Source organism: Fulverythrobacter fulvus (assembly GCF_037154085.1).
Taxonomy (GTDB): domain Bacteria; phylum Pseudomonadota; class Alphaproteobacteria; order Sphingomonadales; family Sphingomonadaceae; genus Andeanibacterium; species Andeanibacterium fulvum.
Genome location: NZ_JBANRM010000005.1, coordinates 45,735 through 70,276, shown reverse-complemented (window position 1 = coordinate 70,276; position 24,542 = coordinate 45,735). Strand labels below are relative to the sequence as shown.

General features: G+C 64.3%; 21 protein-coding genes and 1 tRNA gene. 8 read left to right on the top strand and 14 right to left on the bottom strand.

Going from position 1 to position 24,542, the window contains the following annotated elements; all coding sequences use genetic code 11:
• From WFP36_RS14160 to WFP36_RS14135, 6 genes are all read right to left on the bottom strand, one after another.
• On the bottom strand, positions 1-1,056 hold the full coding sequence (locus WFP36_RS14160) for an efflux RND transporter periplasmic adaptor subunit (RefSeq protein ID WP_336981361.1): 1,056 nt from the start codon (positions 1,054-1,056) through the stop codon (positions 1-3).
• A gap of 197 nt (positions 1,057-1,253) precedes the next feature.
• A complete protein-coding gene (locus WFP36_RS14155) occupies positions 1,254-1,514 on the bottom strand; it encodes a hypothetical protein (protein ID WP_336981359.1) in 261 nt (86 codons plus the stop codon).
• A 163-nt stretch (positions 1,515-1,677) separates the two neighbouring features.
• Positions 1,678-1,753 (bottom strand) — tRNA-Thr (locus tag WFP36_RS14150).
• A 41-nt stretch (positions 1,754-1,794) separates the two neighbouring features.
• Positions 1,795-2,706 carry a hypothetical protein gene (locus WFP36_RS14145; RefSeq protein WP_336981357.1) on the bottom strand — a complete coding sequence of 304 codons (912 nt, stop codon included), beginning with the start codon at positions 2,704-2,706 and terminating at the stop codon, positions 1,795-1,797.
• Entirely contained in the window at positions 2,670-3,425 is a 756-nt protein-coding gene (locus WFP36_RS14140) for a hypothetical protein (RefSeq protein WP_336981355.1), read from the bottom strand. The genes WFP36_RS14145 and WFP36_RS14140 overlap by 37 nt, the downstream gene beginning before the upstream one ends.
• An 11-nt stretch (positions 3,426-3,436) precedes the next feature.
• Positions 3,437-4,756 carry a replication-associated recombination protein A gene (locus WFP36_RS14135; protein ID WP_336981769.1) on the bottom strand — a complete coding sequence of 440 codons (1,320 nt, stop codon included), beginning with the start codon at positions 4,754-4,756 and terminating at the stop codon, positions 3,437-3,439.
• Between the two features lie 105 nt (positions 4,757-4,861).
• On the opposite strand from WFP36_RS14135, the gene WFP36_RS14130 reads away from it, so the two are divergent.
• Together WFP36_RS14130 and WFP36_RS14125 are read left to right on the top strand one after the other, a co-directional pair.
• Entirely contained in the window at positions 4,862-5,533 is a 672-nt protein-coding gene (locus WFP36_RS14130) for a PadR family transcriptional regulator (RefSeq protein ID WP_336981354.1), read from the top strand.
• A gap of 62 nt (positions 5,534-5,595) precedes the next feature.
• Positions 5,596-5,928 carry a DUF2218 domain-containing protein gene (locus WFP36_RS14125; RefSeq protein ID WP_336981352.1) on the top strand — a complete coding sequence of 111 codons (333 nt, stop codon included), beginning with the start codon at positions 5,596-5,598 and terminating at the stop codon, positions 5,926-5,928.
• 57 nt (positions 5,929-5,985) lie between these two features.
• Here WFP36_RS14125 and WFP36_RS14120 read toward each other — a convergent pair whose 3' ends face one another.
• The 3 genes from WFP36_RS14120 to typA are packed head-to-tail and all read right to left on the bottom strand — an operon-like array spanning position 5,986 to position 10,114.
• Positions 5,986-7,143, bottom strand: coding sequence for a glycosyltransferase family 4 protein (locus WFP36_RS14120; protein ID WP_336981350.1), 1,158 nt, complete (start codon positions 7,141-7,143; stop codon positions 5,986-5,988).
• Positions 7,144-7,199: 56 nt separating this feature from the next.
• Positions 7,200-8,243 (bottom strand): DUF4424 family protein, encoded by a 1,044-nt coding sequence (locus WFP36_RS14115; RefSeq protein WP_336981348.1) that lies wholly within the window; start codon positions 8,241-8,243, stop codon positions 7,200-7,202.
• Between the two features lie 41 nt (positions 8,244-8,284).
• Positions 8,285-10,114 carry a translational GTPase TypA gene (gene typA, locus WFP36_RS14110; protein ID WP_336981346.1) on the bottom strand — a complete coding sequence of 610 codons (1,830 nt, stop codon included), beginning with the start codon at positions 10,112-10,114 and terminating at the stop codon, positions 8,285-8,287.
• A gap of 389 nt (positions 10,115-10,503) precedes the next feature.
• Here typA and WFP36_RS14105 point away from each other — a divergent pair, with 389 nt between their 5' ends.
• The 3 genes from WFP36_RS14105 (at position 10,504) to WFP36_RS14095 (ending at position 14,293) form a co-directional block, all read left to right on the top strand.
• Positions 10,504-13,182 carry a TonB-dependent receptor gene (locus WFP36_RS14105; RefSeq protein WP_336981344.1) on the top strand — a complete coding sequence of 893 codons (2,679 nt, stop codon included), beginning with the start codon at positions 10,504-10,506 and terminating at the stop codon, positions 13,180-13,182.
• A gap of 106 nt (positions 13,183-13,288) precedes the next feature.
• On the top strand, positions 13,289-13,696 hold the full coding sequence (locus tag WFP36_RS14100; protein WP_336981342.1) for a DUF805 domain-containing protein: 408 nt from the start codon (positions 13,289-13,291) through the stop codon (positions 13,694-13,696).
• Between the two features lie 108 nt (positions 13,697-13,804).
• A complete protein-coding gene (locus WFP36_RS14095; protein ID WP_336981340.1) occupies positions 13,805-14,293 on the top strand; it encodes a DUF805 domain-containing protein in 489 nt (162 codons plus the stop codon).
• Here the strand turns inward: WFP36_RS14095 and WFP36_RS14090 are convergent.
• Positions 14,290-16,824, bottom strand: a complete 2,535-nt coding sequence (locus WFP36_RS14090) for an ABC transporter permease (protein WP_336981338.1) — start codon at positions 16,822-16,824, stop codon at positions 14,290-14,292. The two genes, WFP36_RS14095 and WFP36_RS14090, sit on opposite strands and share 4 nt — an antisense overlap.
• On the bottom strand, positions 16,821-17,522 hold the full coding sequence (locus tag WFP36_RS14085; RefSeq protein ID WP_336981336.1) for an ABC transporter ATP-binding protein: 702 nt from the start codon (positions 17,520-17,522) through the stop codon (positions 16,821-16,823). Before WFP36_RS14085 ends, WFP36_RS14090 begins: the two co-directional genes overlap by 4 nt.
• A gap of 59 nt (positions 17,523-17,581) precedes the next feature.
• Between WFP36_RS14085 and WFP36_RS14080 the strand changes: the two genes are divergently transcribed.
• Positions 17,582-18,307 (top strand): arylesterase, encoded by a 726-nt coding sequence (locus WFP36_RS14080; RefSeq protein WP_336981334.1) that lies wholly within the window; start codon positions 17,582-17,584, stop codon positions 18,305-18,307.
• Between the two features lie 243 nt (positions 18,308-18,550).
• Entirely contained in the window at positions 18,551-19,234 is a 684-nt protein-coding gene (locus WFP36_RS14075; protein WP_336981333.1) for a hypothetical protein, read from the top strand.
• An 88-nt stretch (positions 19,235-19,322) separates the two neighbouring features.
• Here WFP36_RS14075 and WFP36_RS14070 read toward each other — a convergent pair whose 3' ends face one another.
• Together WFP36_RS14070 and WFP36_RS14065 are read right to left on the bottom strand one after the other, a co-directional pair.
• Positions 19,323-21,188, bottom strand: a complete 1,866-nt coding sequence (locus WFP36_RS14070; protein WP_336981331.1) for an ABC-F family ATP-binding cassette domain-containing protein — start codon at positions 21,186-21,188, stop codon at positions 19,323-19,325.
• A 132-nt stretch (positions 21,189-21,320) separates the two neighbouring features.
• A complete protein-coding gene (locus tag WFP36_RS14065) occupies positions 21,321-21,920 on the bottom strand; it encodes a hypothetical protein (RefSeq protein ID WP_336981329.1) in 600 nt (199 codons plus the stop codon).
• A 284-nt stretch (positions 21,921-22,204) separates the two neighbouring features.
• Here WFP36_RS14065 and WFP36_RS14060 point away from each other — a divergent pair, with 284 nt between their 5' ends.
• Positions 22,205-22,975 (top strand): DUF2189 domain-containing protein, encoded by a 771-nt coding sequence (locus WFP36_RS14060; RefSeq protein WP_336981327.1) that lies wholly within the window; start codon positions 22,205-22,207, stop codon positions 22,973-22,975.
• Positions 22,976-23,393: 418 nt separating this feature from the next.
• Here WFP36_RS14060 and recF read toward each other — a convergent pair whose 3' ends face one another.
• Positions 23,394-24,479 (bottom strand): DNA replication/repair protein RecF, encoded by a 1,086-nt coding sequence (recF, locus tag WFP36_RS14055; RefSeq protein ID WP_336981326.1) that lies wholly within the window; start codon positions 24,477-24,479, stop codon positions 23,394-23,396.
• Positions 24,480-24,542: the final 63 nt, after the last annotated feature.

The window sequence follows — 24,542 nt, the reverse complement described above, 5'->3', positions numbered from 1 at the left end:
CTAGCGAGCCACCTTGACCTTTTCGCCCGGTTGAGCCGCGTTCGGATCGGCCAGCAGGCGATCGCCAGCCCGGATTCCGCCCGTGACGATGACTTCTTCCGCGGGCCAGTCGATGAAGCGGACCGGGCGTTCGCTCACTACGCCATCATTGCCTATCACTCTGGCTTTTGCCTCGCTGCCGGACAGGATCAGGGCGCTTCGCGGGACGCTGATTGCCCTTTCGCGCCGTTCGATCACGAGGTTGACGGTAACGGTTAGGCCCGAGGGCGCATCCACCACCGGGTCCACAAGGCTGAGGCGCACATCGCGCGCACCGGTTGCCGGATCGACCCGTGGCTCCACATGGGCCACAACGGCCCGAAGCTCTCTCGCCTGCCCCGGCAGGCTGATCCGCGCCTCCATGCCGGGGCGGATCTCCGTGGCATAGATCTCGTCCACTTCCACGGTCACTTCCGGTCGCGACAGATCGGCCAGCCGGTAAATGATGCTATCGAGGCCGACCGTCTGCCCCGGGTCGACCGGACGCTCCATGATCACCCCGGAAAAGGGCGCGCGCAGCACCCGGCGGTCGCGCTGTTCGCGCGCCTGCACCACGCTCGCCCGGCGCCTGCTGAGTTCGCGTGCGCCTTCTTCGACCGCGAGGCGTCGCTGCTCGACCTCGCGTTTCGTGGCGAACTGCCCCAGCGCCTCGAAACGGGCAAGGTCGCGCCGGGCCTGAGCCAGGGTCGCCTGCTGTGCCTGGACCGACGCCTCCGCTTCCGCGATCGCGGCGGTTTCAGGCGCGTCATCGATCCGGGCCAGAACCTGCCCTTCCGTAACCCGGTCGCCCACATCGAAGGGCAAGGCGACAAGCTCGCCGCCAAGGGACGGACGGATATCGACCTGAAGCCGGGGCCTTATCCGGCCATTGACAGCCAGAATACGGGTCGCTGGTTTCGCCTCGATACGGATCGCCGCCACTTCGAGTTCACGCGGCGCAAGCATCCAGTATCCGGCACCGGCCAGAACCAGCACGATCAACGCCGCGGCAAGTATCTGTTTTCGAGTGAGCTTCATTCTCGCGCGCCTTATCACAGGCGAGAGAGGGTGTAGCGATCAAATGCAGTCAAGATGTACGTGTGGCATCATCAAAGAGGTCGATTGACCTTTGGCTATGTCGCCAATTCGAGTCGGTTCTTGGCCCGATGAAAGGAACGGCGGTTTTCCGAGAGCACATTTCGCTGGAGCCAAGACCGCGCTTGAGGCCCGGAACGTCAGGCGGGCGTTTCGACAAGCTCGGCGATTTCGAAAGCGAAGCTCTTCCATCCTCGCGTCCGCGCTGCCTCTTGGGCTGGCTCCCGTTTGCGGCGAGCCTCGGCGAGTGAACGGCTGTGCCCCCAGAACACCTCTGTCTTGCCGTTCTCAAGCTCTGCCACAATTCGCCAGTAGTGAGTAAAGCCGTCGGTCGTCGGCCCGATGGTTTTCACATAGCCGTCGGGCATGGTCGCAGTCAGATACCGCCGCCGTTTCTTCATAGGCGCCCCATTCACCCAGTTCCCTCCCAATGCAATACGGGCGATCGTTTCCAAGGAGGGGCCCGCGCAGGGCGCTTCCTGCACAGTCCGCGACCGTGACGCACAGGGTGAATGCCGGGCGAAATTTCTGTCGCCCAGTCCAGGTATAAGTCGTTGAAATATATGGTGCCGGCTACAGGATTCGAACCCGTGGCCCCCTGATTACAAATCAGGTGCTCTACCAACTGAGCTAAGCCGGCCCGTGGCGCCGATGGTGCGCCCTATGCGTCGCTCCTCTGCTCTAAAGTGCGCCGAAGGTCCAGCCTTCGGTTTGGGCGATTTCCTCCGTCATGGTCGCGGGGTGCCAATATTCGGGGCGATGGGCCACTTCGCGCAGCCAGGCGGCGGTAAGCAGGGCGTCGCTGATGTGGTCGGCCACCGGCCCGCTGCCGGGCACAGGCTGGCTGTCGAGAGCGGAGAGGGCCTCGTTCAGTTCCTCGATTGTCCGCAGCTTGGTCCGGCCGGCGCGGCGTCCCGCGTGAATGGCGGCGAGCGAGGTGTAGATTTCCACCACCGCCGAACCCGTTCCTCCGGGCAGGGGATCGACCGGCCAGACCGGCACGCGGCCTGCCAGCCGATGCAGTACGCGCATGCCCGTAAGGCTCGATTTGCCGACCTGCGCTGCGCCGACCAGATTGAAGTTGGAATAGGGGTTACAGCCCGCCTCGCGCTGGGCGTGCTCGGTCACGCGGAAGCGGCCCCTTCCGCCGCCGAACAGATCGCCTTCCTCGCCCCGGTGGCGGAAGAAGCGGCGGGCTTGCTCATGGCCGACGAAGCTGGAGGAGGCGAGATGCTGGTCGCCGGTGCAGATGCGGTCGATCAGGGCCCATAGTTCGCGGGCATCGGCCGGGCTTTCGCTCCAGCCGGGAAAGAACGCGCCCCGATCCGCGAAAGGCAGCGACATGCCGAGATCGAGCCCAGCAAGGGTGCCTTCGGGCATCTGCACTGCCAGCCAGTCCAGCGCTTCGGCGCGGGACCAGCGATGGCCGGGGCGCACCAGTTGCGGGGCTGTGTTGCCGGCAGAGCAGATCGCCACGGCAATGCCCCGGTGCCGTTCCCCCGCCGCGCCGGACCAGTCGAGCGCGGCAAAATGGCTGAAGCGCGTCACGCAGCTAGTCACTGGGCGGGGCAGGCGCCCGGCTTCAGCGCCCATTTGCCGGATTGTGCCGCGTGCCACGGATCGCGCGGGGCCGTATCGTAATCGGCGACGTCCTCGGGATAGTCCTCACTCAACAGGACGGACAGATTCACGCAGGCATCGCCAGCCCAGCCTTCCAGACGCCAATCGCCCGAGGGCACGCCTTCTTCCACCTTGGCGAGTTGGCGCAGGCCGACAGGCTCGATATCCCACACGCCGAATGCGTTGAACCCGCCAAAACCGGATTCGCTGAAATCGACCGAGGCGAAGCGCGTGCCGGTAGGCGGGGAAAGCGGTGCCGTGCCGGTTTCGAGCACCTGCCCGTTCCCGCTGCGGTCCACCAAGATATAGCCAAACGCCTCATATCCGCCCCAGGCGAAGGCGAGGAAGCGCTGATCGTGCGAGACTTTCGCGTCCTCGATCCCTTCCATCCAGCCGGTGTCCACGCAGATGGTGCGGCCAGTGGCGGTGGAGACCGCGAAATGGTCCATGTCCGATTTCACCAGCCCTTCGAAGGCAGGCGGGATGGGGATGGGCGCCTTGCGCTCGCGATAGTCCTCATCCGTCAGTTCGGAAGGCGGGCAGGCGGCGAGATCGGGCTCGGCGGCGGCTACGGCTGCGGCTGTCTGGGTGGCAGGCGCGGAGGGAGCCGCTTCCCCGGCATCGCTGCACCCCGCGAGCAGGGCGATTGCGGCAAGCATTCCGGCATTGCGGCGCAAGTCTGCCTTGCTCATGTCGAGCTTCCTCACTTGCCGCGCTGGGCGCGCAGCTTGTTCCAATAGGCGATCCGTTCGATCACCTGCCGCTCGAACCCACGTTCGACCGGTTCGTAATAGGTCTGCGGCTCCATGCCTTCCGGCCAGTAATCGTCGCCCGAGAAGCCCTCTGCCGTGTCATGGTCATAGGTATAGCCCGTGCCATAGCCGATATCCTTCATCAGCTTGGTCGGCGCGTTGAGGATATTGGCGGGCGGGGCGAGCGAGCCGGTTTCCTTCGCGCTCTTCCACGCGGCTTTCTGTGCCTTGTAGGCCGCATTCGATTTGGGCGCGGTGGCGAGATAGAGGCAGGCCTGCACGATCGCCACTTCGCCTTCCGGGCTGCCGAGGAACTCATAGGCTTCCTTGGCCGCGAGGCACTGCGTCAGCGCCTGCGGATCGGCGAGGCCGATATCCTCGCTGGCAAAGCGAACGAGACGGCGCAGCACATAGAGCGGCTCTTCGCCCGCAGTGAGCATACGCGCCATGTAATAGAGCGCGGCCTGCGGGTCCGATCCTCGCAGGGATTTATGCAGGGCTGAGATCAGGTTGTAGTGCCCGTCGCGATCCTTGTCGTAGACGGCGACGCGGCGCTGGAGGAACTTGCCGAGCGCGGCCGGGTCCAGCGGCTCGGGTATCTTCGCGGCGTAGAGCGTTTCGGCCTGATTGAGCAGGAAGCGCCCGTCGCCATCCGCGCTGGCCACCAATGCCTCGCGCGCTTCGGGCGCAAGGGGCAGGGGGCCTTCCAGCTCCTCCGCGCGGGCGAGCAGGACGGAGAGCGCCGCCGCATCCAGCCGGTGCAGGATCAGCACCTGCGCCCGGCTGAGCAGAGCGGCGTTGAGGGCGAAGCTTGGATTCTCGGTAGTCGCGCCCACCAGAGTAACCGTGCCGCGCTCCACGAAGGGCAGGAAGCCGTCCTGCTGGGCGCGGTTGAAGCGGTGGATTTCGTCCACGAACAGCAGGGTGCGCTGCCCGGCCTTGGCGGCCACTTCCGCTTCGGCAAAGGCCTTCTTGAGGTCCGCCACGCCGGAAAACACTGCGCTGACGGCGGCAAAGCGCATCCCCACCGCGTCGGCCAGCAGACGGGCGATGCTGGTCTTGCCGGTGCCCGGCGGCCCCCACAGGATCATGCTGGAAAGCCGTCCGGCGGAGACCATGCGGCCGATGGCGCCTTCGGGCCCGGTGAGATGTTCCTGCCCGATCACGTCCGCAAGGGTGGAGGGGCGCAGCCGGTCGGCAAGGGGCGCGTCCTCGCGCGGCGCGTCGGGCGCGTTGGCGGGCGGCAGGTCTTCGGCAAACAGGTCGGACATTTGCCCCACCATAGGCGGGGCGGAGGAATTTTGCATCGGCTCTTGCAAAGTCCTATCTAAGATATATCTTAGAGCTATCGAGATATGCAGAATAAGGAATCATACATGCATAATCACACTGGTCGCTGCGGCGATCGTTCCGAACGCCATGGCCGCCATCGTGGTATGCGCGGCGGACCGGGCGGGCCCCTGTGGGGCAAGATGGAAAAGCTCGCGGCCATGGGGCGCGGCGGATTTGGCGGTAGCTGGGGCGGCGCCTTCGGTTGGGACGAATTCGGTGGCGGCTTCGGCGGCAGTGGGCGCAAGGGCCGGCGTGGCCGGATGTTTGCCGGGGGCGAGCTTCGCCTTGTGCTGCTCAAGCTGATCGCCGACGAACCGCGTCACGGTTATGAGCTGATGAAGGCGCTGGAAGAACTGACCGGCGGCACTTACTCGCCCAGCCCGGGTACGCTCTATCCCACGCTTTCCCTGCTGTCGGACGAGGGCATGATTGCCGAAAGCGCCGATGGCGAGGGCAACCGCAAGGCCTTCGAGGCAACCGATGCGGGCCGGGCCGAACTGGCCGAGCGCGCGGAAGAAGTCGAAGCTCTGCTGAAGCGCCTTGCCGAACTGGGCGATGCGGGCGAGCGCCAGCATTCGCCGGAAGTGATGCGCGCGCTGATGAATTTCGGCGGCGTGCTCAAGCATCGGGTCTTTGCGGGCAAGCCCGACAAGGAGACGATGCAGGCCATTGTCGATATTATCGACGAAGCGGCCAAGCGGATCGAGCGCGCTTGAACCGACTGGAAATGCTGCGCCGGCGCCATAATCTGGTGCCGGTGCCAGCCATGGAGGCAATCATGAGTTCGACCGCAATCGCCGCGACTACTGCCATTGTGCCGACCGCCAGCGGCAGCCGCTATCTGCAGCAATTGTGCAAGCACTGGTCCCACAGCCTGGAAGTGGAGTTCACGCCCGAACACGGCACGATCCGCTTCCCGGCGGAAGGCCGCGCCGGGACGTTTCCCGGTGACGCGCTCGTCACCATGGATGCCAGCGCAGATGCGCTGGAGGTTCGGATCGAAGCGAGCGTGGCCGAGCAGCGGGACGTGATGAAGGGCGTGGTTGCCAGCCATCTCGACCGCTTCGCCCATCGCGAGGCGCCTTTGCCCTTCGAGTGGCGGGATGAGTAAGGGCCACTCAACTAGGGCTCAGGACGAACGGATGGAGTGCCTGAGGCGGGCGGGACCCTAGCGCTTTCCCGCCGCCCGCTGGCCGATCAGCCTGATATAGGTGTCGGCCACGGCCTGATTGATCCGGTCCCAGTCGAAATCGAGGCTGCGTGCTTCCCCTGCGGCGCCGTGCTGCGTGCGCAACTCAGAATTTTCCACATAGGCCTGCACCGCGTCGGCATAGGCGGGGATGTCTCCCGGCGTGATGAGCCGCCCGCTGACGCCGTCCGCCACCAGCACGTCGCTGCCCGTGGCGCGCGCGGCGACCACCGGCAGGCGGCAGGCCATGGCCTCCAGCGTGACATTGCCGAAGGTCTCAGTGATGGAGGGGTTGAACAGCATGTCCATGCTGGCCACCGCGCGGCCCAGATCCGCGCCTGCCTGAAAGCCCGCGAAACAGGCATCGGGGACGCGTTCGGCAAACCAGCCGCGGGCCGGGCCTTCGCCCACCACCAGCACTTTGTGCTTCACGCCGCGCTGTTCGAGTTCGGCAATTGTGTCGGCAAAGACGTCCAGCCCCTTTTCCATCACCAGGCGGCCAAGGAAGCCCACGGCCACCTCGTCATCAGCAATGCCGAAGGAGCGGCGCCAGGCAAGGTCGCGCACGTCGGGGTTGAAGATCGTGCGATCCACCCCGCGCGACCAGATGCCGATATCGCCGTTCATCCGCTGCTCGTGCAGCACGTCCACCATGCTCTGCGACGGGGCGACGAGGGCATCGCAGCGGCGATAGAGCTTGCGCAGCCAGTTCTCCACCGTCGGCTCGAGGAAGCCGAGCTTGTAATAGCGCGGATAGGTCTCGAACCGTGTGTGAACCGAAGCAAGCACCGGAATATTGCGGTCGCGCGCCCATTTCGCGGCTTGACGGCAGGCGAAATCGGGGGCGGCAATGTGCACCACGTTGGGCGCGAAACTGGCAAGGTCTTCCCGGTTCTGGCGCGAGAGACCCGTGGCGACGCGATATTCGCTGCGGCCCGGAATGGCGAAGGAAGCGACCCCCACCAGATCGCCCGTGGGCGGGAAGTCCGGCTTGTCGACCACCGGGGAATAGACGCGCACGGCGGCGCCCTGGCGCAGCAGATAGCCGACCAGCCGGTTCAGCGCCTGGTTCGCGCCATCGCGCACCATATTGTAGTTGCCGCTGAACAGGGCAATGCGAAGCTGGGAAGTGTCCATGCCGGGAGGGCTCTAGAGGCGGCTTTTACGTGCCGCAATGGCGGGGCGGGGCTTGTTCACTCTTCGGGTTCGTACCACTGGACGATCAATATATCGAGATCGCGATCGGGCTCGTAGCCGGTCTTGCGTATCTCGAACTGCGTGGGGGAGATCTTCTTCACTCCATCCATGCAGAAGCTCACCAGATTGTCCGGGCGGCCCTTGTCCACCACCAGACGGAAATCCTTGATCGGTCCGCGCCAATTGGCTCCGCTGGAAAGGACGTAGCCGATCCAGGTCTCGCCATAATAGCTGTAATCCTCGCCCGCCTTGGCTTGCTCGGCACGCTGGCGTTTCTTCACGCCGGCCAGGAAGGCATCATCGGTACAGAAACGTTCGCGATAATGGGCCTTCTGGTCCGCCCATTGCGGATCGTCGAGTTGATGGAGCAGCCCACCCACCGATCCGCCGATGATCGGGGTGTAACGATGCGAGACACTGACCGTCGCATGGGCGGGGAAGGTCTGCTGGCGGGTGATGTGCCATTGCACCTGCCAGGCCGGGCCGTAATCGTTGCCGCCCCAGCCTTCTTCCTTCACCAGCAGGCCCTTGGCCGCAAGGCGGCCCGCTTCGGCTTCGGGCAGGGCGGCGATCCGTTCGACGAAATCGTAATCCTGATACCATTCCAGCGGGAAGCCTTCGGCCTCCACCAGCGCGGTCACATCCTTCCCGCCTGCGACGGCGCGGACGACTGTCTGCCATTCGGCAGGCTTGCCGTCGATGGTGGTGGAAAAGCCCAGCCGGCTCCAGTCGGGCCAGCTGCCATATTCGACCCATTCCTGGTCCTGTCCGGGCAAGGCAGGCAGGGGGAAGCTCACCAGCACTGTCTGCGGATCGTCCGAATGATTGGTGTAGGTGTAGTCTACCCGCACTTCCTCGGCCGAGATGAACAGCTCTTCGCGGTCCATGCTGACGGCATCGTTGGCCTTCAGCGCCAGCCCGCCCACGGCCCATTCCGCTTCGGAATCATTGGCGAGGGCGGGAAGAGGTGCCAGCGAAAAGCAAACGGCCGCAGCGGCGAGAAGCCGTGCGGCCGGAAGCTGGGAAAGAAGGCGCGGCATAAGCGGATGATGCCCGTGCCGCGCGGCAGGGCAAGCGGATTTTATGCCGCTTCCTTGCGCTTTGCCTTCTTGCGCTCGTTCGGATCGAGGATCGCCTTGCGCAGACGGATGGACTTGGGCGTCACCTCCACCATCTCGTCATCGTCGATATAGGCGATGGCCTGTTCCAGCGTCATTACCCGTGGCGGGGTGAGGCGGATCGCGTCGTCCTTGCCGGTCGAACGGAAGTTCGTCAGCTGCTTCGACTTCATCGGATTGACCTCAAGGTCATCCGGCTTGGCATTTTCGCCGATCAGCATGCCTTCGTAGATCTTTTCCTGCGGGCTCACGAACAGGATGCCACGTTCCTCAAGGCTGTTGAGGGCATAGCCCACGGCCTCGCCGGTGCAGTTGGAGATCAACACGCCGTTCTGGCGGCCTTCGATCTTGCCCTTGTAGGGGCCATACTTCTCGAACAGGCGGTTCATGATGCCGGTGCCGCGCGTGTCCGAGAGGAATTCGCCGTGATAGCCGATCAGGCCGCGCGACGGGGCGGAGAAGGTGATGCGCGTCTTGCCGAGGCCCGAGGGGCGCATGTCGGTAAGCTCCGCCTTGCGGCGCTGCATCTTCTCCACGACCGTGCCGGAGAATTCATCGTCCACGTCGATCACCACGGTTTCGTAAGGCTCGGTACGGTTGCCCGCCTCGTCCTCGCCGAAGATCACGCGCGGGCGGGAAATGCCCAGCTCGAAGCCTTCGCGGCGCATGGTTTCGATCACGACGCCCAGCTGGAGTTCGCCGCGACCGGCAACCTCGAAGCTGTCCTTGTCGGCGCTTTCGGTGACGCGGATGGCCACGTTGGTTTCCGCTTCGCGCATCAGGCGATCGCGGATCATGCGGCTGGTCACCTTGTCGCCTTCGCGGCCGGCAAGCGGGCTGTCGTTGACGGCAAAGCGCATCGCCAGGGTCGGCGGATCGATCGGCTGGGCCTTGATCGGCTCGGAAACCTGCGGGTCGGCGATGGTGTTGGCGACGGTGGCCTTTTCCAGGCCGGCCAGCGCGATGATGTCACCGGCGCGGGCTTCGTCCACCGGCACGCGCTCGAGGCCGCGGAAGGTGAGCACCTTGGTCGCGCGGCCCACTTCGATCACCTTGCCGTCCATGTCGATGGCGCGGATCGGATCGTTGACCTTGAGCGTGCCCGACTGGACACGGCCGGTCAGGACGCGGCCCATGAAGTTGTCGCGGTCAAGCAGGGTGGCGAGGAAGGAGAACGGCGCATCGACGTCGAGGTCCGGTGCGGGAACGTGCTCCACGATCTTCTCGAACAGCGGGGTCAGCGTGCCGTCGCGTGCGTCCGGATCGTAGCTGGCGTAGCCGTTGCGGCCCGACGCATAGAGGACGGGGAAGTCGAGCTGCTCGTCATTGGCGTCGAGGCTGACGAAGAGGTCGAACACTTCGTCGAGCACTTCGGCGTGACGGCCATCGGGACGGTCGATCTTGTTCACGACGACGATCGGCTTGAGGCCGAGGCCGAGCGCCTTGCCGGTGACGAACTTCGTCTGCGGCATCGCGCCTTCCGAGCTGTCGACCAGCAGGATCACGCCGTCGACCATCGAGAGGATGCGTTCCACTTCGGCGCCGAAGTCGGCGTGGCCGGGGGTGTCGACGATGTTGATGCGGTGGCCGTTCCACTCGATCGAAGTCGGCTTCGCAAGGATGGTGATCCCGCGTTCCTTTTCCAGATCGTTGGAATCCATCGCACGCTCTTCCACGCGCTGATTGTCGCGGAAGGTGCCGGATTGGCGGAATAGCTGGTCAACCAGGGTGGTCTTACCGTGGTCAACGTGGGCAATGATCGCAATATTGCGCAGGGCTTCTTGGCCGGGCATCGGTCAGGCTCTTTGGGTTTGCAGGTTGTCTGAAGGCTTCGGACACAATTCGCCCGGGCGCCGCGCCCCTATACGTAATGCTGCATTGCGGCAAGTATAAACGGTGGAAAAGCGCGATAGGGTCATAATCGAGACTGACGGGCGAAAGTGCCGTTCATTGTCCCTCGCGTGCGATCCTATGTGTCGGACAGTCCAGTGTTCCGTAGCGGCACGTGTCGATGGTGTTACCGGCAGGCAACGCCCGGTTACGTGTGAAACCTAGCGACTTATTGGAGATTGTGTGAACTCCGCGGTAACCTTATGATCGCTAAAGGAGTCCGGGCTTTGTCGGCAATCCTCGAAAAGAAGGCGCTGCGGCAGGGTCTGGGGATGGAGAGATGGAGCCTCACATGAAGATCACCGTTTTTGGTCGTGCATCTGCATCACGCGCGACCCTGTTGCTTGGCGTTGCCGGTCTTGCTCTGGTGGCCCCCTCCGTGGCCTATGCGCAGGAAGAGGAAGAACTCGCCGAACCTGCTGCCGACGAGCCGGGCTCCGGCAACGAGATTCTGGTCACCGCGACCAAGCGCGAACAGACCCTGCAGGATGTTCCGGTCGCGGTCTCGGTCACGACCGGCGAAACGCTGGAACGCGCCCAGATTCGCGACCTGAAGGATCTGCAGATGGTCGTGCCTTCCCTGCGCGTGACCCAGCTGCAGAGTTCCGCCAACACCAATTTCATCATTCGCGGCTTCGGTAACGGCGCGAACAATGCCGGTATCGAACCCTCGGTCGGCGTGTTCATCGACGGCGTCTATCGCAGCCGCACCGCCTCGCAGGTGAACGACCTGCCTAATGTCTCGCGCATCGAAGTGCTGCGCGGGCCCCAGTCGACCCTGTTCGGCAAGAACGCTTCGGCGGGCGTCATCTCGATCGTGACGGAAGAACCGCAATTCGATCTCGGCGGCTCGGTCGAGGCGGGTTATGGCAATTACAACGCAGTGGTGCTCAAGGGCTATGTCACCGGCCCGCTTTCGGACAATGTGGCGGCCAGCATTGCGGGCGGCTGGTCCGGCCGCGATGGCTATAACAAGGACCTTGCCACTGGCGACCGCACTAACGAGCGTAACCGCTGGTTCGTGCGCGGCCAGTTGCTGATCGAGCCTTCGACCGACTTCAAGGCGCGGATCATCGCCGATTACGACAGCATCGACGAGAATTGCTGCGGCGTGGTCAATCTCAAGCGCGCGCCTTCGCCGGGCGCGACGGACGTAGTGGATGCGCTGGGCGATCTGCCGGATGCGAACCATCCTTTCGCCAATGTCGTCTACAACAACTACAATTCCACCAACGACATCAAGAACTGGGGCGTTTCCGCGCAGCTCGATTACAATATCGGGCCGATGACGCTGACCTCCATCACCGCCTATCGCAACAACCAGGCAGTGACGGCGCAGGATGCCGACTTCTCCAGCGCGGACCTGATCTATCCGCTGGCGGCCGATATCAATCTCGACACCTTCACGCAGGAACTGCGCATGACGGCCGAGATCGCCGACAAGGCGAGCATCCTGCTGGGCGCCTTCTACATCAAGGAGAAGGTGGACCAGACCGGCGAGCTCAAGTGGGGCACCCAGGCCCGCGCCTATGCCAATGCGCTGATCAGCAGCCTGTCGGGCGGCAGCCAGAACATCACCACGCTGGAAGCGACGCTGGGCACGCTGGAAGGCAACCCGTCCAAATATACCAACAAGTTCTTCGCCTATCAGACCGGCAATGACGAGACGTTCACGCTGGACAGCGAAGCGATCTCGATCTTCGGCCAGTTCGATTACGAGGTCGTGCCGGGCCTGACCGTGACCCTGGGCGGCAATTACACCAAGGACGTGAAGGACTACACCGCCAACATCGTCGGTTCGGACGTCTTCTCGACGGTCGATCTGGTGGCCGACGGCAATACCGCCATCTATGCGCAGGCACTGGCCACCACCATCGGCGGTCCGATGTTCCTCAACCTTGGCCGTCCGGCCACGCAGCAGGAAATCGGCCTGTTCGCGCAGGGCAATCCGGCGGCCTTCGGCCTCGCTTCGGGCGGCGCCCAGGCCTATGCCGATGCCAACGACACCAATGCGGCGGTCAACCCGCTGCTGGCGCTCAAGCCGCTGCAGTATCTGCCGCCCTTCCTCAACGTGCCGAACTCGGTGGAAGACGGCCATGTTTCGGATGACGATTTCACCTACACGATCCGCCTCGCCTACGATGTGAGCCCGGAAGTGAACATCTATGCGAGCTATGCGACCGGCTTCAAGGCGGCCTCCGTCAACCTCTCGCGCGACAGCCGGCCCTTTGCGGCCGATGCCGCGGCGCTGGGTTCGGCGGGCCTGCTCAAGGTCAACCAGACCTTCGGCACCCGCTACGCCGATCCCGAAAAGTCGACCGTCTACGAATTCGGCCTGAAGGGGAACTGGGGCGTCGGCTCGGCCAATGTCGCGGTGTTCAAGCAGGAGATCGCAGGCTTCCAGTCGAACATCTTCACCGGCACCGGCTTCGCTCTGGCCAATGCGGGCAAGCAGTCGACCTTCGGCGTCGAATTCGAAGGCATGGTGGAACCGACCGACGGGCTGAACTTCAATCTGGGCGTCACCTATCTCGATCCGAAGTATGACGACTTCGTCTTCTCGGCGGTGGGCGATCTTACCGGCACGCGTCCCTCGGGCATCCCCGAATGGACCGTGGTGCTGGGCGGCCAGTACGAGGTCGACATGGGCAATGGCGACGCGCTGTATCTCAACGCGTCCTACCACCACGAATCCAAGGTCCAGATCGTGGAAGGCCTGCCCGGCTATCTCGCCGGCGGTCAGGCCGCCGCGATCGCTGCTGCGGCGCAATTCACCCGCACGGTGAACGATGTCTCCGCATCGATCACCTATGCGATGGATTCCGGCCTGGAATTCTCGCTGTGGGGCCGCAACCTGCTCGACGATCGCTATCTGCAGCAGGTGTTCGACTCAGTGGCTCAGCCGCTGTCGATCTCGGGCTATACCAACCAGCCGCGCACCTGGGGCGGCTCGGTGCGCTTCAAGTGGTAAGCACAACTACCTGAAGCGATAGGGAAAGGGGGTCGCGCGCCCCCTTTTTCTTGCCCGGGAGCCCGGCCTGTGGTGGTCTCCCACGAAACGATTCGGGGGGATCTGCATGTATTGGATGTTCTTGCCGTTCCGGCGTTATTTCGACTTTTCCGGCCGTTCGCGGCGGCTGGAATACTGGATGTTCATCCTGTTCAATCTGATTCTGATTTTCGCGCTGGGGACACTGGCCCTGGTTCTTGTAGAGAGGACGGGCAGTGGCGGCGAAGCCGGGTTCGGCTTGCTCTCCATTCTGCCGTTTATCTATGTTCTGACGATGGTGTGCCCGATGCTGGCCGTTCAGGTGCGGCGCTTTCACGATCAGGACAAATCAGGCTGGCATGTTCTGCTGGGCCTCATCCCTTATGTCGGAAGCTTCATCATACTCTTCTTCATGGTGCAAAAGGGCACGCCGGGCGAGAATGCCTACGGCCCGGACCCGCTGGGGCCAGGAATCGATATTTCCGACTTCATGTGAAGCGGAATAGCTGGCGGAACCGGTCGCATCCGCCCTCAACAAAGCTACGGCAAGGGCCGGGCTTTCTTCGCAGACCTGCCGGACGGGCGGGAATTGGGGGAATTGACGATGAATTGGATGTTTTTGCCCTTCAAACGGTATTTCGACTTTTCGGGACGGTCCCGGCGCATGGAATTCTGGATGTTCAACCTCTTGAACTTCATCATCGCCTGCGTGTTGGTGGGGCCCTTCTATGTCCAGATGATCAGTGCGGTTTTTACCAGCGCCGAAATGGCCAATCAGGGCGCCGAATTTAACGAAAACATGATGGTCGCTTCGCTCATGTCGAGCCCGGTTTCGCTCGCGATGGTCGGGCTTTACGGCCTTTACGCCTTGTTCGCGCTGATCCCGTCACTCGCCGTCACCGTGCGGCGCCTGCATGACCGCAACCTTTCGGGCTGGTGGTATCTGGGCATGATCGTCGCCTCGCTCATCCCGCTGGTCGGCTTTATCGCGGGCATTGCCTTCCTCGTCATAATGTTCCTCGACGGCACGCCCGGTTCCAATCGCTTCGGGCCGGACCCCAAGGGCCGCGCTGACGTGGAAGCGTTCTCCTAAAGCTCTCTCAGCGCCTGGGCGGGGCGTGCCCGCAGCAGCGGAAGCGACCCGCCCAGCGCGAAACCCAGCACCAGTGCCAGCCCGGCACCCAGCACCGCCAGAATGCGCGGCCAGTGGGGCAGCCAGTCGAATTCGAACAGCTGGACGATAACCAGCCAGGCAAGGGCGCTGCCCAGCACCAGCGCCACACCCGCCAGCACCAGCGCCAGAAGGCCATATTCGGCCAATTGCAGCAGCAGCAACTGGCGGCGGCTGGCGCCCAGCACGCGCAGGATCACATTGTCGTACAGGCGGCTGGCCCGCGCTGCGGCAATCGCGCCGAGCAGCACGGCCAGCCCCGCCAGCACGGCCACCGAAGCGGCCGCGAGGATTGCCGCGCCGACCTGGCCCAATATCGCCCGCGCCTCGCTCAACACCTGCCCGACTTCGATCACCGAGCTTGACGGGAAAGCGCGCACCATCTGGCGCAGCAGCGGGCCCGTGGCGGCGCCATCGGGCAGGTCGATCGTGGCGGCGAGGTTATGCGGCGCGTCGGCAATGGCGTTGGGGCTGAAGACCAGCACATAGTTGAAGCCCATCGAATCCCAGTCGATCCGGCGGAAGCTGGAAATGCGCGCGCTGCGCTCCACCCCCAGCAGGCCGACGGTGATGTAATCGCCGAGCTTGAGATCGAGCGCCTTGGCAAGGTCCTCGTCGATGGAGACCAGGGGTTCGCCAGCGTAGTTCTGCGGCCACCATTTGCCTGCGGTCACGGTATTGCCTTCGGGCACGCCGTCCGAATAGGTCAGCCCGCGTTCGCCGCGCAGGGGCCAGGCGCCTTCGGGAATCTCCTCGAGATCGGCCACGCGGATCGTCTTGTCCTTCGGGCCATAGGCCAGGATCTTGCCGCGCAGGGTGGGCACGCTGCGGATTTCCGCCTTCGGGCTTTCCTTGCGCACGAGAGCGTCGAACTCGGCGATCCGCGCGCGCGGTATGTCGAGCACGAAATAATCGGGAGCCATCTGCGGCACGCTGCGCTGGATATTGGCATCGAGGCTGGTCTGCACGCCTGCCAGCAGCACGAAGGCGGACAGGCCGAAGCCCAGCGCAGTGACCAGCGCGCCGGTCTGCGCGCCGGGTCGGTGGAGATTGGCGAGCGCATTGCGCAGCAGCGGGTTGCGCGGGCGCGGGGCGCGTTCCGCCGCGCGGCGGATCGTCCAGCCCAGCAGGGCGAGTATGGCCAGCAAGCCTGCCGCGCCGCCCATGAACATGGCGCTGAGGCCGGGCTGAGGCGTGCCGATCAGCGCCAGCGCGGCAATTGCCACCAGTCCGCCGCCAACCGGCAGCAGCAGCCCGCGCCATTCGCGGGCGAGCGGCGCCACGCGTTCCCGCATCAGTGCCATGGCCGGAAAGCGCCGCGCCTTGACCAGCGGCGGCGCGGCAAAGATCAGCGCCACCAGCAGGCCGAAGCCTGCCGCGCGGGCCAGCGCCGCCGGATCGATCACCAGACCTGTCTTTACCGGCAGCAGCGAGCCCAGCGCCCAGCTGAGCAGCGGCGTGATGGCGATGCCCGCCGCAAGCCCGGCAAGGGCCCCCGCCAGCGCTGCCGCGCCCAGTTGCAGGGCATAGATACGGGCAATGTCCCGGCTGGTGGCGCCGAGGATCTTGAGCGTCGCGATACTCGTCCGCCTTGCCTGGAGATAGGACGACACGCCGCCGCCAATGCCGATCCCGGCAATCACCAGCGCGGCAAGGCCCACCAGCACGAGGAATTCGCCCATGCGCGAAACGAAGCGGTCCGCGCCCGGCGAGGCATTGTCCGAATTGCGGAATTCGAACCCGGCGGAAGGAAACAGTTCCTCGATCTTCTTCGATACGCCTTCGGCATCGTAATCGCGATCGAAGGCGATGCGATACTTGCCCTGATACATCGCGCCCGGAGCCACCAGGCCGGCCCGCGCGGGCACGTCCAGTGCCACGATCACCGTGGGGCCAAGGGCAAAGCCTTCGCTCAGCCGGTCAGGCTCTTCCCCGATTATGCCGCCCACGGTGAGCGTCAGCGTGCCGAGCTTGAAACTGTCGCCCGGCCCGATGCCCAGCCGTTCCGCCGCGCCTTGCGCCAGCCACGCCTCGCCTGCGGGAGGAGGCCCGGCCTTGCTGCCGTCTTTCAGGGTGAAAGTGCCGAACATCGGCCAGTTGTAATCCACGGCCTTCAGCTCGATCGGCGCGGCCATGTCGCCCGCACTGGCGGTGGCCTGCATTCGCAGCCCGCCCGAGACAGTGCCATAGCCGTTCATCACCATCAGTTCCGGAATGGTGGGCGCGCGTTGCCACAGGCCGATTTCCAGATCGCCGCCCAGGATTTCCTTGCCCCGGCTCTTCAGTTCGCCTTCGATGGCACCGGTCAGCGATCCGATCGCCGCCAGGGCGCCCACGCCCAGAAACAGGCAGACCAGCAGCAGCCGAAGCCCGCGGAACCGGCGGTGCAGGTCTCGCCGGGCAATGGCCCAGGCAGTGGCCCAGGGCAGGGCAGTGGATGCAGTGCGGGTCATCGGGCGGCCGTGTCGCTCACGATCCGTCCATCGCCCAGGGTCACGATCCGGCCGCAACGCTCGGCCAGCGAGGGATCGTGCGTGATGATCACCAGGGTCGCCCCGGTTTCGGCGCGACGGGCGAAAAGCAGTTCGACGATATCCTTGCCGGTCGCGCCGTCCAGATTGCCGGTGGGCTCGTCGGCGAAGATCAGGGTCGGGCGCGGGGCAGTGGCGCGGGCGATGGCCACGCGCTGCTGCTCGCCGCCGGATAGCTGGGCAGGATAGTGAGTCAGCCGGTGGCCGAGGCCCACGGCCTCAAGCTCCGCTGCGGCGCGCGGCCAGGCATCGCCTTCGCCCGCAAGCTCCATCGGAGTGGCGACGTTTTCCTGCGCACTCATGGTAGGCAGCAGGTGGAAGGCCTGCAGCACGATGCCGATCCGGCCCCGGCGCGCGGCGGCCAGCGCATCCTCGTCCATCGCGGCGAAATCCTGCCCGGCGACCGACAGGCTGCCGCCGCCCGCCCGTTCCAGTCCGGACAGCACTGCCATCAGCGAGCTTTTGCCCGAGCCGGACGGGCCGAGCAGCGCCACCGTCTCCCCCACATTCACGGTGAGGTCTATGCCCTTGAGGATTTGCACGGCCGCCTCCCCCTCGCCCAGAGTGAGAGTGAGATTGCGGGCTGCAATTGCGGGCTGGGTCTGATCGGGGCTTGTCACGGCCCAGCGATGGCATAGGGATCGCTGCCTGAGCAAGTGTACCCAAGGGAGTTTGGCCGATGCGCCAATGGTGTTTGTCGATTGCCCTGGCGGTCAGCCTGTCTGCCGCCCTTGCCGGATGCGGCAGCGAGGCGCCGTCTCCTGCCCCATCGGAAACAGCGGAAGCGCCCGAAAACGTGCCGGTAATGGGCCCCGAACGCCCGATCCTCGCCTTTGGGGACAGCCTGTTCGCAGGCTATAATGTCGAACAGGCGGAAGCCTATCCGGCCAAGCTGGAACTGGCCCTGCGCGCGCAGGGGATCAATGCAAGGATCGCCAATGCGGGCGTCTCCGGCGATACCAGCGCGGCGGCGGCCCAACGCTTCCTCTTCACGCTCGACAACCAGCCCGTCCAGCCCCAGCTCGTGATCGTGGAACTGGGCGGCAACGATCTGCTGCGCGGCCTCAGTCCAAGGGAAACACGCGCAAACATCGCAAACATCCTGAAAGAACTGAAAGCCCGCAAAATCCCGGCCCTGCTGATGGGCATGCGCGCCCCGCCGAATCTTGGCGCCGAGTTCCAGCGCGAGTTCGATGCCATCTATCCTGCCTTGGCAAAGGAATACGGTGCCGCGCTGGTGCCGTTCTTCCTTGAGGCAATCTATGACAAGCCCGACCTGCTGCAGGACGACAAGATCCATCCCACCGCGCGCGGGATCGAGGAACTGGTCGCTGCCACTTCGGCCGATGTGGTGAAGGCATTGCCGGAGGCCGAGGGCGGCAATCTTGCCGCGCCTCCGAAATGAAGGGCGTAGGACAAGCAGCCCTGTCCTAAAGGGCAGCGGGATGTCCGAAAGGACAGGTCGAACGAATAGCCGTTAGAATTATCTTCCTCTCATCCCTGAACCATCGCTCAGAAGAGAGGAAAGATCATGGCTTTGCTCAAACATTCGCTTATAGCTGGCGCCGCAATATTTGCGGTTGCCGCTGCTTCGCCGGCCTTGGCTCATACTAAGGCAGGCCAATTCTCGCTCGCAGTTGACGGGGGCATGGATTTTGCTGTCGATGGCACCATGCATGGCGGCGAAAATGTCGACATCGCCAATCTCGGCATCCTCAACCCCGCGCTCAACGGCATTCCGGCCGAACTCCAGATCGGCGAGCGCAGCCAGCAGGACGTCTATGACGATGCCTGGGGGATCGGCGCCGAGCTTGCTTACGGCCTGAGCGACAGCTCCGAACTGTTCGGTTCGGTCCGCTATCTCGAAGCGCAGGGCAACAAGATCAATGTCGGTCAGGCAGCGGCGGGTGCGCCGGTGAATGCCAGCCTGCCGGTGTTCGGCGATTTTTCCGACTATAAGGCGCTCTCGGTGGAACTTGGCTTCCGTCAGTATCTGATGCCCGAAAGCAGCATTTCGCCATATCTGGCGGGCCGGTTGGGCGTCGCGCGGATTTCGGAGATTTCTTCCACCTTCACTGTCCCCGATGCCGGAATTACCCTGACTGATACGCCCTTCTCGGATTCGTCCTGGGTGTTCTCGGCAGGTGCCGATCTGGGCCTGTCGATCAAGGTGAATGAAGGCTTCTTCCTGCAGCCGGAAGTCGGCCTGCATTACGCCGACGGCGCCTCTGGCGATGACAGTGCGCTGGGCGGGCTGGGCCTGTCTTCGATCAACGATGCCGGTTCGCGCCTGTCGGTCCCGGTCCGGGTGAGGGCCAAGTTCGCATTCTGATCTTTCCCCGGTCAGCCCTGACTCCCTCAGGCTGATTGAGATGGGCCTCGCCGTCCCCCCTTATCCGCGGCGAGGCCCATTTTCGTTTCTAGCCGGCACCTTCCAGCTGTTCGCTCAGCGCGAGCCATTCAGCCTCGACCCGTTCCAGTTCCTCCGAGACCTTCGCCCTCTGGGTAAGTAGCTCGGTCATGGTCTTGCCGGCGAGGTGGGATGCCGAATTGGCCGGTTCATACATGGCACGGTCGATCTCGGTGCATTGGGCCTGCAACTTGGCCATCGCCTTCTCGGTCCGGGCAATCTCCGATTTGATTAAGCGAGCCTGCGCCTGCGATTTGCCGGACGGTTTGGCAGTCGCTTTGGCCGATTTGGAGGCGCCATCCTTCTTCGGCTGGTTCCGCCCGAGCACGAAGTCGATATAGTCTTCCATGCACCCGGAATAATCCTTCGCCGTGCCCTCATCGACCAGCACCAGCCGGTCGGCTGTCAGTTCGACCATGTGGCGGTCGTGACTGATCAGGATCACGGCCCCGGAATAGTCGTTCAGCGCCTGCACCAGTGCCTCTCGTGCGTCGACGTCGAGGTGGTTGGTCGGCTCGTCGAGGATGAGCAGATGCGGCGCGTCGCGGGTGATGAGCGCCAGGGCCAGCCTTGCCCGTTCGCCGCCCGACAGCTGGCTCACCAGGGTGGTCGCGCGATTGCCGGAAAAGCCGAACCGGCCCAGTTGCGCACGCACCGCGCCGGGCGACAGGCCTTCCATCGCACGGGTCATATGCTCCAGCGGCGTGGCATCGGTAGCCAGTTCTTCCACCTGATACTGAGTGAAATAGCCGACCTTCATCCGGCCCGAGGCATGCATCGCTCCTTCGATCGGCGGCAACTGGGCCGCCAGCAGGCGGGCCAGCGTGGTCTTGCCGTTGCCGTTGCGGCCCAGCAGCGCGATCCGTTCATCCGGGTCGATCCGCAGGTTGAGGCGGCGCAGCACCGGCTTGTCCGCCGAATATCCCACCGAGGCGAGATCCAGCGAGATCAGGGGTGGACGCAATTCGCCCGGATCGGGGAAATCGAAGCTCAGCGAAGGATCGTCGATCAGCGCGGCGATGGGCTGCATCTTCGCCAGCATCTTGGCGCGGGACTGGGCCTGCTTGGCCGTGGAAGCCCGCGCGCTGTTACGGGCGACATAATCCTGCAGCCGGGCCCGCTGCGCGTCCTGCGATGCCTTGGCGGCGGCAAGCTGCGCGGCCCGTTCAGCCCGCTGGCGCTCGAAGCTGTCATAGCCGCCGGGATAGAGCGTGAGCTTGCCGCCCTGCAGGTGCAGGATGTGGTCCACCACATTGTTCAGCAGATCGCGCTCGTGGCTGATGACCACCAGCGTCGCCGGATAGGATTTGAGGAAGTTCTCCAGCCACAGGGTCGCTTCCAGGTCGAGGTGGTTCGACGGTTCGTCCAGCAGCAGCACATCGGGCTGCGAGAACAGCAAGGCGGCCAGGGCGACGCGCATTTTCCAGCCGCCGGAAAAACTATCCAGCGGGCGGCCCTGCATCTCCTCGTCGAAACCGAGGCCGGTGAGAATGCGGGCCGCGCGGGAAGGGGCGCTATAGGCATCGATGGCCAGCAGCCGGTCGTGAACGTCGCCCAGCCGATGCGGATCGGTGCAGGTTTCCGATTCCTCGAGCAGTTGCGCCCGCTCCACATCGGCGGCGAGCACGGCCTGTTCCGGCGTGATCGACCCGTTGGGCGCTTCCTGCGCGATATAGCCCAGCCGCGTGCGGCGCGGCATCTCGATCTCGCCCTCATCGGGATCGAGCTGGCCGATCATTGCCTTCATGAGGGTCGACTTCCCGGCCCCGTTGCGGCCGATCAGCCCCACCCGTCCACCGGGCGGAATCGCCGCGCTCGCGCGGTCGAGGATGGTCCGGCCACCAAGCCGCACGGTAACGCCATTGATTGTCAGCATGCGCGGCCCCTAGCAGCACTGGCCGCTGAGCCCAAGCTGCGATCATTGTTTAGGGACTTTGGAAGTAGCCCGGCGGCTCATAGGTTGGGCAACCGGGCTGGATGCCACCAAACTCAAAGGGCAAGTCGGTTGTTAAGGCACGACTTTTGCAATCGGCTCCTTCGTGAACACGTTCACTACCTGGCCTACAGGCATGACTGCGGAGCGGCCGGTGATAATCATCGAACCCAACAATGCGCCTGCGGTGTTGCCGCGACCCTCTTGACGGTGGGCGCCGCGCAGAGCGAAGTCGCGCCCATTTACGCGAACACGGTCGAATGAAAGTTCGAACTTGGCGGATTTGCCGACAATGCCTTTGCCAGTGCGCCAGGTGACAGTTGCAGTCACCGGTGAACCACGCGGGATGATGACGGCGCCGTCCTGCACGACATCTTCCACCACGAGGAATTCACGCGTGGTGCCTTCCTTCATCTTCTTCGAAGTGATCTCTTCTGCAGGAGTTACCAGTACCAGTGTATTAACTGGCAGAATGACTTGTTTGCTGGAAGATGCGACAGGTGCCGGAACGAACATTTCCGCCCGCGTTTCAAGCGCCGGTTGAGCCGGTGCTACATCCAACGGTGCAGTTTGCGTCTTGGCTGGCACCAGAACGCCAGACTCGTCGGCCGCCAAGGATGGAGTTGCAGCCAAAATGCCCGCCAAACTGGCGGCTGTGATCCCGTGATATTTCATAGTGCCCCCGTCTTCTTGTGAAGACGCTAAGAGTAATTCATCTGGGTCAACCGTGGATAGTGCAATCTCCCTCCACGCAGCACCCAAGTAGTTTCCCTCAGGGGGATTGCTGTGCCTGAGGGGGCGCGGTGGCTCGTGGCGCTATGCTTGACCTTCGTGTTGGTGGCCGCCTGAACGGACAGGTCCGCGCCTCGACCCGGCAAAGATTGTGGACCGAAATCTTGCCCGGCCCCGGCACTTCATGCACCATCGGTGAAACTTCCACGGAGAGGGAGTGCAAGGGGATGGGCGAGCAGGTTCAGATCGTTCCGGTAAAGGTCGCGGGCGATTTGCGGATGGGGGATCTTTCGGCCGCACTGGCGGCGGGATGGAAGGACTTCAGGGCATATCCGGCCTTCGGGCTGTTCTTTGCGGCGATCTATGTCGCGGCGGGCATGTTTTTGTATTTCGCGCTGTTCTCGTGGGGCCAGATCGGTTGGCTGGTTCCTGCGTCGGCCGGCTTTCCGCTGCTGGCGCCGTTCATCGCAGTGGGGCTCTATGAAGTCAGTCGCAGGCGTGAGGCCGGCTTGCCCATGAGTTGGGGAGCGGTGCTGGGCGCCCTGCGCGGGCGGGGCGACGAACAGGTGCTGATGATGGGCGGGTTCGTCTTCGTCGGCTTCACGTTCTGGATCATCCTTGCCCACGGTATCTTCGCGATATTTCTGGCCGAATCCGGGCTCGGTTCTGAATCGCTGGAAATCTTCCGTACCAGTGCGGGTATCATGATGCTGGTGGTAGGCGGAGCGGTTGGCGCCCTTATGGCGCTGGCCTTCTATTCGATCACCGTGATGAGCCTGCCCATGCTGGTGGATCGGGAGGTCGATTTCCTCACCGCGATCATCGTCAGTCTTGCCGCCATGCGCGCCAACGGCTTCGTGCTGGTGGTGTGGGCGGTGCTGATGTCGATTGCCCTGTTCGCGGCAATGGTTCCGATGTTCCTCGGGCTGCTCGTCGTACTGCCCGTGCTGGGCCATGCGACATGGCATCTTTATCGTCGGGTGGTTCCGGCGAACTAGGCGGCGTGGACCAATTCCAGCGTGAGTTTCCATAACCGCTTTTCGGAATTTCAACCAAGCAGCTGCCAATCCGGATACGACGACATGGCGGTCATCCCCAACCTCCGTTCGTCCTGAGCTTGTCGAAGGACACGCGCCAGCGCTTGCCCAACAAGGGGATATTGGGCGACGGTTTCCCGTGTCCTTCGACAAGCTCAGGACGAGCGGGTGTGGTGGCTTGGGATAAGGATTCTACTCACTCACCTTCGTCATTCCCGCGAAGGCGGGAATCCAGCGGCAACCGTTGATCTGGATTCCCGCCTTCGCGGGAATGACGAATTGGGGACTGGCAGCTCTCCACCCCGTTCCTGTCATTTAGGCCGCAGGCTGTACTCCCAGATATCAGGCGCTCACTCAGGCCTGAATTTGTCCACGCCGCCTAGACTCGTTCCACTTGTCCTGCCGCCACGCGCCAGCAGGCCGCTTCCTCGCGGATTTCGGCGAAGGGGGCGAGTTCCGTGCCGGTGAGCCAGACCTGTGCCTTGCCGCTGCGTAGCCGCTCGAACAGGGCAGCGCGGCGCAGGGGGTCGAGATGGGCGGCGACCTCGTCCAGCAGGAGGAGGCTTGGCCGTTCTCCTGCGGCAAGGCCTGCATGGGCCAGGGTGATGGCGATCAGCATCGCCTTCTGCTCGCCAGTGGAACACAGGGCGGCGGGTTGGCCCTTGCCAGCCATCACCACTTCCAGTTCGTCGCGCTGAGGGCCGGTGAGAGTGCGCTGGGTGGCACGGTCGCGGCGGCGGCCGGCGGCGAGCGCTTCGGCCAGTGTGATCGCATCGAGCGGGCCGCCGGGTACATAGGTAAGCACCGGACGGGCAAAGGGTTCTTCCGGCAAGGCGGCAAGTTCGGCGCTCAGCCGCTCGACCAGCGATGCGCGACCACGGGCAAGGGCTGCGCCGGCCTCCGCCAGCTGGGCCTCCACAGCGTCGAGCCAGCGCGGATCGGGCTCATGCGGACCGGAGAGCAGGCGGTTGCGTTCACGCAGGGCCGCCTCGTGCCGGGCCGCGAGGCGCGCGTGGCCGGGATCGAGCGCCAGTGCGAGCCGGTCCATGTAGCGCCGCCTCGCCCCCGCGCTGTCGGCAAACAGGCGGTCCATCGCCGGGGTGAGCCAGGTGAGGGCCAGCCATTCGCCAAGGCTGACCGCGCTGGCAGGGGCACTGTTGATCTGGACGAGACGACGGCTTGGCTGGGCAGCCTCCGTGCCGGTGCCCAGTGCCACGGGTTCCGCGCCATCGCGCTGGCTCAGGCGCGCGCTGACCGTGAAGCCGCCAGGGCCGCCGCTGCCCGCCATGTCGGATAGCGCCGCTCGCCGCAGGCCGCGCCCGGGGGCGAAAAGCGAGATCGCTTCCAGCACATTGGTCTTGCCCGCGCCATTTTCGCCCACGAGCAGGTTGAAGTGCCCAGTGCCATCGATCGCACTGGCCCGGTGGTTGCGAAAGGCGGCAAGGGTGATCCGGTCGAGCGCCATCGGCAGCGGCGATAGACCGCCGCAGGCAGGCAGGCCAATGGAAAATATGCGAGTCGGAAATGG